13 protein-coding genes are annotated in these 12891 nt (G+C 64.7%); 11 read left to right on the forward strand and 2 right to left on the reverse strand.

All coding sequences use genetic code 11. From position 1 onward, the window contains the following. A complete protein-coding gene (locus tag ACYQ00_RS06145) occupies positions 1-786 on the forward strand; it encodes a hypothetical protein (protein ID WP_460031281.1) in 786 nt (261 codons plus the stop codon). Between the two features lie 278 nt (positions 787-1064). Here the strand turns inward: ACYQ00_RS06145 and ACYQ00_RS06150 are convergent, their stop codons facing one another. Beyond that, on the reverse strand, positions 1065-1280 hold the full coding sequence (locus ACYQ00_RS06150; RefSeq protein WP_460031282.1) for a rubredoxin: 216 nt from the start codon (positions 1278-1280) through the stop codon (positions 1065-1067). Positions 1281-1494: 214 nt separating this feature from the next. On the opposite strand from ACYQ00_RS06150, the gene ACYQ00_RS06155 reads away from it, so the two are divergent. From ACYQ00_RS06155 to ACYQ00_RS06200, 10 genes are all read left to right on the forward strand, one after another. Next, positions 1495-2649, forward strand: a complete 1155-nt coding sequence (locus ACYQ00_RS06155; RefSeq protein WP_460031283.1) for a homocysteine biosynthesis protein — start codon at positions 1495-1497, stop codon at positions 2647-2649. Further along, a complete protein-coding gene (gene larE, locus ACYQ00_RS06160; RefSeq protein ID WP_460031284.1) occupies positions 2649-3518 on the forward strand; it encodes an ATP-dependent sacrificial sulfur transferase LarE in 870 nt (289 codons plus the stop codon). The genes ACYQ00_RS06155 and larE overlap by 1 nt, the downstream gene beginning before the upstream one ends. Positions 3519-3571: 53 nt before the next feature. Further along, positions 3572-3694, forward strand: coding sequence for a hypothetical protein (locus ACYQ00_RS06165; RefSeq protein ID WP_460031285.1), 123 nt, complete (start codon positions 3572-3574; stop codon positions 3692-3694). A 341-nt stretch (positions 3695-4035) separates the two neighbouring features. Next, positions 4036-4374: an FmdB family zinc ribbon protein gene (locus ACYQ00_RS06170; RefSeq protein WP_460031286.1), complete on the forward strand. Its 339-nt coding sequence runs from the start codon at positions 4036-4038 to the stop codon at positions 4372-4374. Between the two features lie 90 nt (positions 4375-4464). Further along, a complete protein-coding gene (gene purB, locus ACYQ00_RS06175; RefSeq protein WP_460031287.1) occupies positions 4465-5775 on the forward strand; it encodes an adenylosuccinate lyase in 1311 nt (436 codons plus the stop codon). A gap of 26 nt (positions 5776-5801) precedes the next feature. Then, a complete protein-coding gene (gene pyrE / locus ACYQ00_RS06180; protein WP_460031337.1) occupies positions 5802-6404 on the forward strand; it encodes an orotate phosphoribosyltransferase in 603 nt (200 codons plus the stop codon). Between the two features lie 391 nt (positions 6405-6795). After that, positions 6796-8127 (forward strand): L,D-transpeptidase Cds6 family protein, encoded by a 1332-nt coding sequence (locus ACYQ00_RS06185; protein WP_460031288.1) that lies wholly within the window; start codon positions 6796-6798, stop codon positions 8125-8127. 37 nt (positions 8128-8164) lie between these two features. Beyond that, positions 8165-8884, forward strand: a complete 720-nt coding sequence (locus tag ACYQ00_RS06190; RefSeq protein WP_460031289.1) for a hypothetical protein — start codon at positions 8165-8167, stop codon at positions 8882-8884. Positions 8885-8905: 21 nt separating this feature from the next. Next, a complete protein-coding gene (locus tag ACYQ00_RS06195; RefSeq protein ID WP_460031290.1) occupies positions 8906-9754 on the forward strand; it encodes a sugar phosphate isomerase/epimerase family protein in 849 nt (282 codons plus the stop codon). A gap of 67 nt (positions 9755-9821) precedes the next feature. Continuing rightward, positions 9822-11915: a CocE/NonD family hydrolase gene (locus ACYQ00_RS06200; protein ID WP_460031291.1), complete on the forward strand. Its 2094-nt coding sequence runs from the start codon at positions 9822-9824 to the stop codon at positions 11913-11915. Position 11916: 1 nt separating this feature from the next. Here ACYQ00_RS06200 and ACYQ00_RS06205 read toward each other — a convergent pair whose 3' ends face one another. Continuing rightward, positions 11917-12879: an RluA family pseudouridine synthase gene (locus ACYQ00_RS06205; RefSeq protein ID WP_460031292.1), complete on the reverse strand. Its 963-nt coding sequence runs from the start codon at positions 12877-12879 to the stop codon at positions 11917-11919. Between the last annotated feature and the right edge of the window lie 12 nt (positions 12880-12891).

A 12891-nucleotide genomic window follows, 5' to 3' on the forward strand; every position in this document is an offset into this window, starting at 1 on the left:
ATGACCACATCCACGCTGCGCACGGGGGTTCGTGTGTGGGGCCGGCTGGAGGCCCTGGTGTTCCTGGTCCTGGGCGGCTGGGGACTGCAGTTGTTTTTCTCCAATGAATTCTGGCTGTTTCTGCATCCGCGCTTCGAGTGGCTCCTGGCAACTTCGGCTGGAGTGTGCGTGTTTTTTGGGATGCTGCTTTTGCTGCGACCCATGCCCCGACCGCACTGGCGGGGCATGATCAGCCTGCTGCTGACCGTGACCCTGGGGATGATCGGGCAGCAGGGACTGCGCTCTGGCGCCGCGACCACGGAACCCCTGGCCCGGGCTGCGGACGAGGCTCCCGAGGTCTTTACCTACGATGGCCGCGACTACCTGCCCCTGAATCTGGCCGAGCTGTTCCTGCTTTCGGAAAACGGCAACGCCGCCACTGCGGACCCCGAGGCGCGCTACGCCATGCAGGGCATGCTGCTGCCGGACCCGGCCGGCATGGCCCCGGCAGTGCTGCTGCGCCTGCAGATCGTCTGCTGTCTGGCCGACGCCGTGGGGGTGGGGTTCCGGGTGGAAGGGGGCAAGCTGCCGCCGCCGGATGGCCGCTGGGTACGGCTGCTGGGCCGGCTCCGGCCCGTGACCGAGGAGATGGCCCGCGCCGCGGAAAAGCCGGCCCAGTTTGAAGGCGTCTTTGTGACTGTCGTGGCCCCCGGGCATGTCTTTGTGGTGGAGGAGGCCCAGTCCATCGAAGCCCCGGCCATGCCCTTCATCGCGGACATGCGCATGGAACCGCCCTTCGCCTACTAGGGCCTGTCTCCAAACCATCGCGGCCAGATGAGGCATGAAGCGATGGTGACCACGGCCCGGAATGTGACTTTGGGTGTTTCGTAGCGGGTGGCGGTTTTCCTGAACTCTTTGAGTGTACAGAAAATACTCGGCCAGTGCCGCTTTTTGTGAAAGGAGGTTCGGGGGAAAACCTCTCTTCATAAAGGTGCCTCCCCCGAGCCGTCTTGTTCCCAATCAGCATGCGTTCACCAGCGCTAACATGCACTCGCCTGGCGATTTCGCCGCCGATGGCTGCGCGACTACACCGGGCAATCCGCATCCCTGGTGGAGCCTGGCCCGGCCAGCGGGCGGAAGCATTTCTTGCCGGCCCGGCAGATGGGGCAGAGCCAGTCTTCCGGCAGATCCTCAAACATGGTTCCCGGTGGGATTTTCCGCCGCTTGTCGCCCTTGTCCGGGTCGTAAATGTAGCCGCAGTTCACGGTCTGGCATTGCCACATGTCTTCTGGTCTGGCCATGTCTGTCCCCTCTTCAAGGTACCGTTGCGATTCGTGGTCCGGCCCCGCGGGAAGCGGGCATTGTCACAGCTTACGGATGCCGCCGGGGAAGTCAAGCTGCCTGCGGAAGTGGCGGCACATTTCCCGCCATCCGCGTGCCGGACGCGATGATGCATTGTCTCAGACGGGCAAACAGGATATGGTGGCGGCCTTCACACGTCTTAAGGAATGACACATGCCCAAAACTATTCAAGAAATCAACGAAAAGATCAAGGCCGGCAAGGCCGTGGTCCTGGATGCCGAAGAAATGATCCAGGCCGTGCAGGACCTGGGCGTCAAGAAGGCGGCCGAAACCGTGGACGTGGTGACCACGGGCACCTTCTCTCCCATGTGCTCCTCGGGGATGCTCTTCAACTTCGGCCAGGAGCCGCCGACCATCAAGGCCTCCTCGGTCAGCCTGAACAGTGTGTCGGCCTATGGCGGTCTGGCTGCCGTGGACGCCTACCTCGGCGCCACGGAACTGCCCAAGGACGACCCGCTGAACAAGGTCTACCCCGGCCAGTTCAAGTACGGCGGCGGTCATGTCATCGAGGACCTCGTGGCCGGCAAGCAGGTGCGCCTCAAGGCCAAAGGCTACGGCACGGACTGCTACCCCCGGCGCGAGCTGGAGAAGCTCGTCACCCTGGCCGACCTGCCCTCCGCCCAGCTCCTGAACCCCCGTAACGGCTACCAAAGCTACAACGTGGCCGTGAACCTGGGTTCCAAGATCATTTACACCTACATGGGGCCCGTCAAGGCCAAGCTGCGCAACGCCAACTACGCCACGGCCGGCTGTCTTTCCCCGTTGTTTAACGACCCGCTCTTCAAAACCATCGGCCTGGGGACCAAAATCTTCCTGGGCGGCGGGGTGGGCTGGGTTCTGGGTGCGGGCACGCAGCACAACCCCTCGCCCAAACGCACCGAGCGTGGCATCCCCCTCTCCGCCGCCGGCACGCTGATGGTCCGCGGGGACATGAAGGGCATGCAGCCCCGGTACCTGCGCGGGGTGTCCTTTGTGGGGTATGGCTGCTCCCTGGCCGTGGGGCTGGGCATCCCCATCCCCATCCTCAACGAGGAAATGGCCTTCTACACCAGCGTGCGCGATGAAGACATCCCCATGCCGGTCAAGGATTACTCCCACGACTACCCCCAGGGCGTGCCCCGCGTGCTCAAACACGTGACCTACGCCGAGCTCAAGACCGGGACCATCGAGGTGGAGGGCAAGTCCGTGGCGGCCGTGCCCCTGACCAGCTGGGTGCTTTCCAAGGAAATCGCCCAGACCCTCAAGCAGTGGATCCAGGGCGGGCAATTCACTCTGACCGAAGCCCAGGAGCTTCTGCCGGCGGGCTGATGGGCGACGACGTGCTGGATGCCAAACTCGAGCGGCTGCGGGAGGCGCTGACCCTGCGCACTCCCGCGCTGCTCGCCTGTTCCGGGGGGCTGGACTCCCGGTTCCTGGCGCACATGGCGCGCCGCTGGAATCTTGACGTTGCCGCGGTCTTCGTCACCGGCCCGCACCTGACGCCGCAGGAAATCGCCTATGCCAAGGATTGGATTGTCCGCAGTGGCATGCCCCTGCACCTGCTGCAGTTCAACCCCCTGCACGACGAACACGCCCGCCAGAATCTGCGGGACCGCTGCTACCACTGCAAACGGGCCATCTTCACCCGCATCAGGCTGCTGGCAGAAGACCTCGGCCGGCCATACGTGCTGGATGGCACCAACTTTTCCGATACCCAGCTCTTCCGCCCCGGCAGCACCGCGCTCAAAGAGCTGGATATCATGAGCCCCATGGCCCTGGCAGGCCTGGAAAAAGCGGATATCCGCACCGCTGCCCGGCAGACGGGGATGGAACTGCCGGATCAGCCTTCGCGCTCCTGCCTGATGACCCGCCTGGACTACGGCATCGTCCCCACCGAGGCCCTGCTGGCCCGCCTGGCCCTGGCCGAAGATGCGCTGGCCCGCCTGGGCCTGCGGCAGTTCCGGGTTCGCATCTCCCCCCCGCTGCCCGGCGAAGGCGGGATGCTGCGTTACGCCCTGCACATTGCCCAGGAGGAACAGGACCGCTGGGTCCGGATCCGGGCCCAAGGGGTGGCGGCCTTGCGGCTGGAAGGCTTTTTCCCCTGCAAGGTCCGGCTGGTCGACTCGGTGCATGGGTTTTTTGACGGGCCGCCCCGACCAGATGCGGAAAAAAAATCTGGACAAGATACGGATGAGTAGGCTAGTCTCAATCTTTTCCATTCACATTCTGAGCGATCCACAAAGGAACACCCATGGGCGCGCATAAAAAGATTGAACGCAAAAAGGAAATTGACCGCCGCCGGCATCGCCGCAAGGAAAGCCTCAAGGCTCGCATCCGCGAAGCCAAGGCTGCTGCCGCCAAGGCCAAAGCCTAATCTTCGCCCGAGACGCTCCGCTTTTTTTTGCGTTTTCAGGGGGATTCCCGCAGCAGGCGGGGATTCCCCTTGCCTCTGTTGCAAGACGGACCCTGCGATTCGTGGTAGCTCTTGCGTGTCAGTAGGTTAAAAAAACTCTAGAGGGGCGTGCGCGGCGGCGGTTGCAGTGCATCCGGTGCGGATCGGGTGCGTTTGTGTTTGGCCCGGTTAATGCATCGTCCCCTCCCAGGAAAAGCTGACGGGTGCGCCGGCGGGATCGGGCGGTTGCCGAGAATTGACAATCTCGTGCAGGCTGCTTAGAGGTTCTCCCCTGAGCACGTGTTGTATAGTTGGAGGGAGTCATGCCAATTTACGAATACCGTTGTCAGGATTGCGAGCAGATTTTCGAAGAGTGGCAAAAGGATTTTCAGGAGCGCGAAGTGCCCTGCCCGGTGTGCGGGGCCAAGGCCGAGCGGCTTATTTCCAGCACCTCCTTCATTCTGAAGGGCTCGGGCTGGTATGTGACCGACTATTGCAAGCGCCCGGGCTCCAGCGCCCCGGCGCCTGCGGCCGAGGCCTCCGGCGCGGGTAATGGCGCTGCCAATGGTACGGGCAATGGCGAGAGCAAGCCTGCCGCGCCCGCTCCCGCAGCTGCCTCCCCGGCTCCGGCTGCCGCGTCTGCCAGTGCTGCGGCGGATTAATCGCAGCACGCCTCGCCTCGCTTTCGTTACGGATCGGGCCGCGACCGCAGTATTGCAGCCGCGGCCCGATTTTTCATGGGAGTCCCATCTATGCTCGACCGCTATAGTCGTCCCGTCATGCGTGCGCTCTGGTCCCCTGCCGCCCGGCTGCAGGCCTGGCTGGACGTGGAACTGGCCATCTGCGAGGCCTGGCATGCTGCCGGTGTCATCCCGGCCGAGGCCATGGCCGAAATTCGCGCCAAGGCCAGCTTCGAGATCGACCAGGCCTTCGTGGACCGCGTGCTGGAAATCGAAGAGACCACCCGGCACGATGTGATCGCCTTCCTGACGGCCCTGGAAGAGCGCGTGGGGCCGGCGGCCCGGTTCATCCACCTGGGCTGCACCTCCTCGGACATTGTGGACACGGCCAACGCCGTGCAGCTGGCCCGGGCCGGGGCCGTGCTGGAGGAAGGCTACGTCCGCATCCTGGGTGTGCTCAACAAGATGGCGCATGCCCACAAGGGCGTGCTCTGCATGGGCCGCACCCACGGCGTGCACGCCGAGCCGACCTCTTTCGGGCTGAAGATGGCCGGTTTCTATGCCGAATTTTCCCGCCATCATGAGCGGTTCCAGCAGGGACTGGCCCAGATTCGCGTGGGCAAGCTTTCCGGGGCCGTGGGCACGTACACCCACCTGAGCCCGGCCATTGAGGCCGATGCCTGCGCCCGCCTGGGCCTGGGCGTGGATCCCATCTCCACCCAGATTGTCCAGCGCGATCGGTATGCCCAGTTTTTCACCGCCCTGGCCCTGACCGGTGGCGGGGTGGAGCGGCTGTGCGTGGAGCTGCGCCATCTGCAGCGCACCGAGGTGCTGGAAGTGGAGGAAGGCTTTGGCAAGGGGCAGAAAGGCTCCTCGGCCATGCCGCACAAGAAGAACCCCATCAGCGCCGAGAACATGAGCGGTCTGGCCCGGGTGCTGCGCGGCAACGCCCTGGCAGCCATGGAGAACATGGCCCTCTGGCACGAGCGGGATATCAGCCATTCCAGCGTGGAACGCATCATCATGCCCGATTCCACCGGCCTGCTGGATTACATCCTGCATCGTCTTTCCGGCGTGCTGGAGCGTCTGGTGGTCCGCAGCGACAACATGCGCCGCAACATGGACGCCTCCTTTGGCCTCTACTTCTCCCAAAAGGTGCTCACCGCGCTCATCGAAAGCGGCATGCCCCGGCAGGAGGCCTACGCCATGGTCCAGAAAAACGCCATGCAGAGTTGGGAAACACGCACCAGCTTTCCGGATCTCGTCCGCAAGGATCCGGCCATCACGGCCCGCCTCCCGGCCGAGGCGCTGGACGCCCTGTTTGATCCCGCCGCCTGCCTGACCCATGAATCCACCGTCTTCGCCCGCGTGTTCGGGGAATAGGAGATACCGCAATGTCCTCGACCACCATGCAGGAACTCAAGGTCCGGCTGGCCCGGCTGCTGATCGAAAAATCGTACAAGGAAGGGGACTTTACCCTGACCTCGGGCCGCAAGTCAGACTATTATTTTGACTGCAAGCAGACCGCCCTGCATCCGGAAGGCGCGTATTTGCTGGGCCGGCTCTTTTTGCACCTGCTTGAGGGCGAGGCTGTGGACGCCGTGGCCGGCATGACCCTGGGCGCAGACCCGCTGGTGACGGCTGCCAGCATGGCCTCCTTCATGGCCCAGGACGGCACCCTGCCCGATCCCGCTCCGGCCAAGGCCTGGCCGGCCTGCATCATCCGCAAGCAGAGCAAGGGGCACGGGACCAATCAATACCTGGAGGGCCTGGGCAACCTGCCTGCCGGCTGCAAGGTGGCGCTGCTGGAAGATGTGGTGACCACGGCCGGGACACTTTTGACCTCCATTCAGCGGGTGCAGGACGCCGGCTTTATCGTGAGCGCCGTGGCCACCGTGCTGGATCGGGAAGAGGGCGGTCGGGAGAACCTGCGCAACGCCGGGTTTGAACTCAAGGCGCTCTTTACCCGCAACGAGCTGAAAACACTGGGGCTTGGGACGGCTGACGCCTGAGGGGGCGCAACAACATCCCGTCTTGGTTGACATTCCCGCACCACCTGAGATAGGGGAAAACCAGGGGTGCTGTGTATGCAGAGGTAGATCCTCATGCCCGGAGCCTCTTGCCAGCAGCCCATGTGCTGCGATATGCAAAAGAAATGTGCCTTCGGTTTCGTTGGTAAGGCGTAAGCCATGACGTGTTGTGAGCGGGTGTTTGAGTCGATATAGACATGGCCGCTTCTGGTGAGGTGGTGTGGTTCTGCAAGTTGGCCCGGAGGGGTGGCCAATGCGGGGGAAGATGCACGCAGCATTGTTCACAGTTTGCAGGCCTGCTCGCCGCGCGGGTGCCGTCAGGCGCCGCGCAGGGCGAATTGCCTTGCTGGTTGCGCTGGTTTTGTCATCTGCCGTGCCTGGTCCTGCCACTGCGCAATCTCGCGTGGCGGGGCAGGTGTTGCAGGGCGGGGAATCTGGCGTGGCGGCTGCCGCCCCTGGCGCAGGGGCCGTCATTGCCGTCAGTGCGGGCACGCCGCAGGGGTGGATGGCGCAGTTTGCCGGCAATCCGGCGGGTCCGCCACAGTTCCTTGCCGTGAACAAACAGGCGCAGGAGCTATACGTTTTCGAGCAAAAAAGCCCGCTGGCCATGGTGGAAAAGCTCTCCTGCACCACTGGCGAACGCGAGGGCGACAAGTTCGTTGAAGGCGATCTCAAGACCCCCGAGGGTGTGTATTTCATTCAGACCCGCTTGAGTTCCGGGCTGGATTATAATGATTACGGTACCCTGGCCCATACGCTGAACTACCCCAATCCCGTGGACCGCCTCAAGGGCAAGACCGGTGGCGGCATCTGGATTCATGGCCGCGGCCATGATATCACCCCCCGGGAGACCAAGGGCTGCGTGGCGCTGAACAATCCGGTTATTTTGGAGTTGGACAAGCGGCTTTCCCGCAACATGCCCGTGCTCATCGCGCATGATGTGGCCTGGCAACCCGTGGAAACCAACCCTGCCGACTCCATCAAGCTGGTGCAGCGGGTGGAGGAGTGGGCCCAGGCCTGGGAATCCCGTTCCCCGGCTTTCTTTGATTTTTTTGACGGCGAGCGGTTCTCCAAGTCCGGCGACGAATCCTTCCAGGCGTTCCGGGCGAACAAAGAACACCTGTTCAAGAGCCTGCCCTGGATTCAGGTCCGCACGCACAATGTCCGTGCCCTGCCGGGTCCGGATTACTGGGTCACCTGGTTTGAGCAATACTATCGCTCCCCCTCCCTTTCCAGCGGCGGGGTCAAGCGGCTGTATTGGATGAAAGACAAGGCCGGGGCCTGGCGCATTGTGGGCAATGAGTGGATTGATGCGGATGGCGAGTCGCTGCGCGGCATGGAAGCCCGGTATCTCCTCGATTCCCTGCAGCAGATGCGCGAACTCGTGGACGCCTGGCGGGACAGCTGGCGCAAGGCCGATGTGGAAGGCTACCTGCGCTTTTACGATGACAGCGCCAACCAGGGTGGCCGCTATGGCAAACAGGCCATCAAGGAGCATAAGCTCTCCATCTGGACCGACAAGCGCCCCACCAAAGTGGAACTCGGGCCCCTGGATCTGAAGCTGCACCCCCGCGGGCTGGAAGTGGCCTTTTCCCAGGAATACGAGGACGCCAAAGGCTACAAGGACAAGGGATATAAAACCCTCGTCGTCCAGCCTGCCGACGGCGGCTGGAAAATTGTCGAAGAGGACTGGAGGGCCATGTAGCCCGCCGGAAACGAAGGGCTCAAGGCGTTCTCACCGCATGTCTTCCAAAAGCTACAATGTCATCCTTATGCGGGATGACGCGCATGTCCGCAGGTTGCGCATCAAGCCCATCTGGCTCAAGCTGGCGGTGTATCTGCTGGCGTGCATCGTCCTGGTGGCTGCCGTCAGCTGCTGGCTGGTGGTGAAACTGTGGTCCGAGCACGGCGCCCTCATGGACGAAACGCTCATGCTGCGGCGGCAGGCCCACGAAAACACCGTGGAGCTGCAGCGGCTCAAGAACATGGAGCGCATGCTCAAGTCTGCGGATCCCTTGGGGCAGCAGTCCGTCCTCGAAAACCTGATGGACCCCTCAGGCGAGGCTGCCCAGTCTGGCGACTCCTCCGGCGTGGATCTCAATGCCCTGCTCGGAGAAAAGAACACCGGCCGTGCGGTGATCAAACGCGTCTCCCTCTCCCAGGGCGACCTGGTGTGGAAGCTTTCCTTCGAGCTCTCCAATCCAGACCAGCAGCACGCGCTGGAAGGGCATTATCTCATCCAGATCGTGGGAACAGACGCCCAGAACCATGCCGTGACCCTGGAGAAAGAGCTGACCCAGTTTCAAATTTCCCGCTTCAAGAAAATCGAGGTCGAATTCACGCCGCCCTCAGACCTGCCAGCCTCGGAGATCTTCGGCTTGCGCCTGACCATCGACCAGAAGGACGGCCCCACGATCTACTCCAAAGTCTGGCAGATATCCTCCATCCTCAGCGTCTCGTAAGTTGAATCCGCCGGGTGCAGCATGGCGGTGTTTTTCTCGTATCCGTTGCGGCTGGTTGAGGCCGAGCCGAACTGGCCGGCCACCTTCCTGGCCCGGGGCGCGGCCCTGTCCGAGGCCTTGGGGCGCGAGGTCCGCTGCGGACCGGAATTCGGCTTCGACAGCCCCACCCTGCAGGCCATGCCGGCCTCCTGGTTCACCCGTCTCCGGCACACCCTGCGCTGCCACGGCCTGCCCTGCACCGTGCACCTGCCCTTTTGGGATCTGCATCCTGGCAGCTTTGACGACAACATCCTCGCCGCCACCCGCAAGACCCTCAGCCTGGCGCTGGATTGCGCCCTGCGGCTGGAGCCGGGCCATTGCGTGGCCCATCCCGCCTACACCAAGCACGTGCATCAGCTGAATGAACAAGAATTCATCCGTCGCAGCCTCGACACCTGGCTGCCCCTGGTGGCCTCCCTTGCCGGCGAAACAACACTGCTGTTGGAGAACACCCACGACGAATCTCCCCGCCTCCTTGTGGAGCTGCTGACCCGGCTGCGCGAGACCGGGCCTGGCGCTGCAGTTGGCCTCTGTTTTGACGTCGGGCATTGGTATTGCTTCAACGGCGGGGTTCGCAAGCAGGATTTGTCTGACTGGATCGCCGCCCTCGCCCCATGGATCCGCGCCTGCCACGTGCATGATAACGATGGCAGCGCAGACCAGCACCTCGCTCCCGGCTGGGGAACGATTCCCTTTGGCCGATTCTTTGCCGGGCTCTCCGGCCACAGCCTGACGCCCACCATTGTGCTTGAAGCCCACGGTGCGGATGCGATACAAGGCGCCATGCAGTTTCTGAACACTGCGGATGGCCCCTGGCAGGCCTATTTCTGACGTCGCGCGACAGCTTGCTGGCGGCGACGCTGCACGACGAGCCCAGACAGCGCAAAAGGCGGCGGGCATGGATGCAATGGAACGCAGGGCGGTGGTGGCTGGGCGCAAGACACAGCCGCGCAGCCGGTGGCGCGTGGTGGCCCTGGTGGTACTGGGGCTGGTGGCCGCGGCGCTGGTCGTGGGCTGGATGCTGCTGCGGCCGGAATCGGCCGTGCCCACCCCGGAGGACCATGCCGCGTTGCTGGCCGTGTTCGGCGGCACGACTGACCCAGGCCCTCCCCGGTATGCCGGGCGGGTGCGGCAGTCTTTTCATCTGCCCATGCGGGATGGCGTCGATATTGCCGTGGACTTGTACCTGCCTGCCGGGCTTTCCTCCGAAGTCAGAATCCCCGTCATTCTTCTCCCCACCCGGTACTGGCGCCGCTGGAACCTGCGCTGGCCGGCCTCGGCACTCACGGATGCCCCCCTGGCCACGCGCATGTTCACGGACTACGGCTACGCCGTGGTCAGCATCGACGCCCGCGGCACCGGCGCCTCCTTTGGCGTGCAGAACTACCCCTGGTCCAGTGACGAGATCGAGGATTATCTGGAAGTCCTGGACTGGGCCGTGCAACAGCCCTGGAGCAACGGCCGCGCCGGCGTGGCCGGGGTCTCCTATGGCGGCAGCTGCGCCGAGCGACTGGCCGCTGTGGGGCATCCGGCCCTGAAGGCGGCCATCGTCCAGTTTGCCCTGTATGACGTGTTCACGGACGTGGCCTATCCAGGCGGGGTCTTCAATTCCGGGTTTGTGGGCCGCTGGGGACGGTTCAACGAGGCCTTGGACAACGGCACCCTGCCCCAGGGCATGCCCTGGCTCGCCCGGGCCTTCGTGCAGGGGCCGGCTCCCGTGGACGGCCCGCAAGGGCCGCAGAAGCTCGCCCAGGCCTTATTGGAGCACGCGGACAATGCCGATATCTATCTGGCTGCCGCAGGGGCCTCCTCCCGCGACCAGACCGCGGTCACCGAACGCGGCGTGGCCGTGGCCATGGACGACTTCAGCCCGCACACAGCCTGGAAAAAAACCGGCCGGGCCCAGCGTCCGGCCGTCTACGCCTGGGGCGGCTGGTTCGACGGGGCGTATGCCCGCTCCCTGCTGCGCCGCTACTGCGAAGCCCCGGTGGTGCAACGGGCGGTGCTCGGTCCCTGGAACCATGGCGCAACAAAGGATGTGGATCCCTTTGCCGAGCGCGACGCCCCGGTCAGCCCCTCGCCACGGGTGCAGGTGCTGGAGCAGATCCGCTTTTTTGATTGGTATCTGAAAGATGTGGGCGAGCAGCCCGAGTCCGGCCTGCGTTATCGCCGTTTTGGTGAGGCGACCTGGCACACGGCAGCGCAATGGCCGGCCGTTTCAGCGCCTCAGGTGCTTCAGTTGCGGCAGGATGCGACCCTTGCGGCGCCGGACGTCGGGCGTGCGCAACCGGAAGTCGGCCACACGGAAGGCGCTGCCTCCGGCCCGGGCCGGATCCTCAAGCCAGGCCCCGCGCCCACGGGCGCGAACAACCGCTGGCGCACCCAGCTCGGCCGCGGGGATGTCTACTACCCGGATATGGGGGAACGCGCCGGCGAGCCCGGTCGCCTGTCCTGGACCTCAGCCCCCCTGGAACAGACGATGCTCCTGGAAGGCAGCCCGGTGCTGCGCACGGCCCTGTCGGTCAATGCCACGGACCTGTCCCTGTTTGCCTATCTGGAGGTGCTGACGCCAGAGGGCAAGGGCAGCCAGGGCAGCACGCCGCAGATGCTCACCCCGCGCATGCTCACCGAGGGCCTGTTGCGGGCCCTGCACCGCAAGGAGAAGCCCTGCGAGGCGCTGCAGGACCGCAATGCCAGCGCCACGGTCTGCACGGGCACGGGGGCCCTGCATTCCTACGTCAGGGCGGACATGGCCACCCTGACGCCGGGCGAACCTGCACAGATGGCCGTGCAGCTCCTGCCCGTGGCGGCGCGGCTCCCGGCCGGCTCCCGGTTGCGGCTGACGCTCACCACCTGCGACACCGGCCAGTTCACCTGCCAGCCCTTCGACAGCAATCCGGATGTGCTGATCCTGCCCGGTGGCGTCCTGGAGCTGCCCCTGGCCGAGGCCGCGCCGCTCGGCCCGGCCACTCAGGCGAATCAGGCCCAGTAGGTCACTCAGACGACTCAGGCTGACGGGACGCGTGTTCTTCGCGGGCCCCTGCGTTCAGCATGGCTTGCACGTCCCACGGGCCAGGCCAGCGGGGCAGGGAGAGGAATTCCCGGCCTTCCCAGGCCACGGCATAGGCATGCAGCAGCAGGCCGGGAGCCGGGGCACGGTCGCCGTACTTGCGATCTCCGACAATGGCATGTTTGCGGCTGGAGAGCTGCACGCGCAACTGGTGCGTGCGGCCGGTGTGCAGGGTCAGCAGCAGGAGCGAGGCATCCGGCCGGACCTTGACCGGCTCGGCCGTGGCCAGGGCAACCTTGCCGCGGCCGGCAGCGTGGTCCCGTCCGGCCCGCACCCGCTGTGAGTTGCCTTCCCAGAGCTTTTCCAGGCGGTCGGAAAGCACGGTCTCCTCGGCAAAGGGCCAGCGGCCGCGGACCCAGGCCAGGTAGGTCTTGCGGATGGTCCGGGTCTCGAAGGCCTCCAGCAACCGCGCCAAGCCCTGATAGGTCTTGCCCACCAGGAGCAGGCCGGCGGTGTCGCGGTCGATGCGATGGGCCGGCGCCGGGACAAAGGGGGCGTGGGCGTAGGCCGTGGCCAGACGGGTGGACACGGCGTCGCCATGGCCGGTGCCGGGCTGCACCGGCAGGCCGGCCGGCTTGTCGATGACCAATATTTCCTCATCCTCAAAGACAATGGGCAGGTCCAGGGTCACGGGCGCGGGTGCGGCCTGCTCGTCGGGCAGGTCCTCATCCACGGCAAAGGGCGGGATGCGCAGCACCTGGCCAGCCTTGAGGCGCTGGTAGGGCGTGGCGCGCTTGCCATCCACCCGGAGTTCGCCGGAACGCATCCAGCGCATCACCAGGCTGGTGGGCACGCCACGGCGCAGCCGGCGCTTGAGAAAGTTGAAGAGCTTCTGCCCGGCCTCGGCCTCGGTGACGGTCCACTGCTGTACGGGATACTGCGGCATAGGGATGAAAAA

Source organism: Megalodesulfovibrio paquesii, from assembly GCF_054653055.1.

Bases quoted from the DNA above. Each gene is read 5' to 3' on its own strand.
- ACYQ00_RS06145 (WP_460031281.1), top strand. From the start codon at position 1: ATGACCACATCCACGCTGCGCACGGGGGTTCGTGTGTGGGGCCGGCTG.
- ACYQ00_RS06150 (WP_460031282.1), bottom strand. From the start codon at position 1,280: ATGGCCAGACCAGAAGACATGTGGCAATGCCAGACCGTGAACTGCGGC.
- ACYQ00_RS06155 (WP_460031283.1), top strand. From the start codon at position 1,495: ATGCCCAAAACTATTCAAGAAATCAACGAAAAGATCAAGGCCGGCAAG.
- larE (WP_460031284.1), top strand. From the start codon at position 2,649: ATGGGCGACGACGTGCTGGATGCCAAACTCGAGCGGCTGCGGGAGGCG.
- ACYQ00_RS06165 (WP_460031285.1), top strand. From the start codon at position 3,572: ATGGGCGCGCATAAAAAGATTGAACGCAAAAAGGAAATTGACCGCCGC.
- ACYQ00_RS06170 (WP_460031286.1), top strand. From the start codon at position 4,036: ATGCCAATTTACGAATACCGTTGTCAGGATTGCGAGCAGATTTTCGAA.
- purB (WP_460031287.1), top strand. From the start codon at position 4,465: ATGCTCGACCGCTATAGTCGTCCCGTCATGCGTGCGCTCTGGTCCCCT.
- pyrE (WP_460031337.1), top strand. From the start codon at position 5,802: ATGCAGGAACTCAAGGTCCGGCTGGCCCGGCTGCTGATCGAAAAATCG.
- ACYQ00_RS06190 (WP_460031289.1), top strand. From the start codon at position 8,165: ATGTCTTCCAAAAGCTACAATGTCATCCTTATGCGGGATGACGCGCAT.
- ACYQ00_RS06195 (WP_460031290.1), top strand. From the start codon at position 8,906: ATGGCGGTGTTTTTCTCGTATCCGTTGCGGCTGGTTGAGGCCGAGCCG.
- ACYQ00_RS06200 (WP_460031291.1), top strand. From the start codon at position 9,822: ATGGATGCAATGGAACGCAGGGCGGTGGTGGCTGGGCGCAAGACACAG.
- ACYQ00_RS06205 (WP_460031292.1), bottom strand. From the start codon at position 12,879: ATGCCGCAGTATCCCGTACAGCAGTGGACCGTCACCGAGGCCGAGGCC.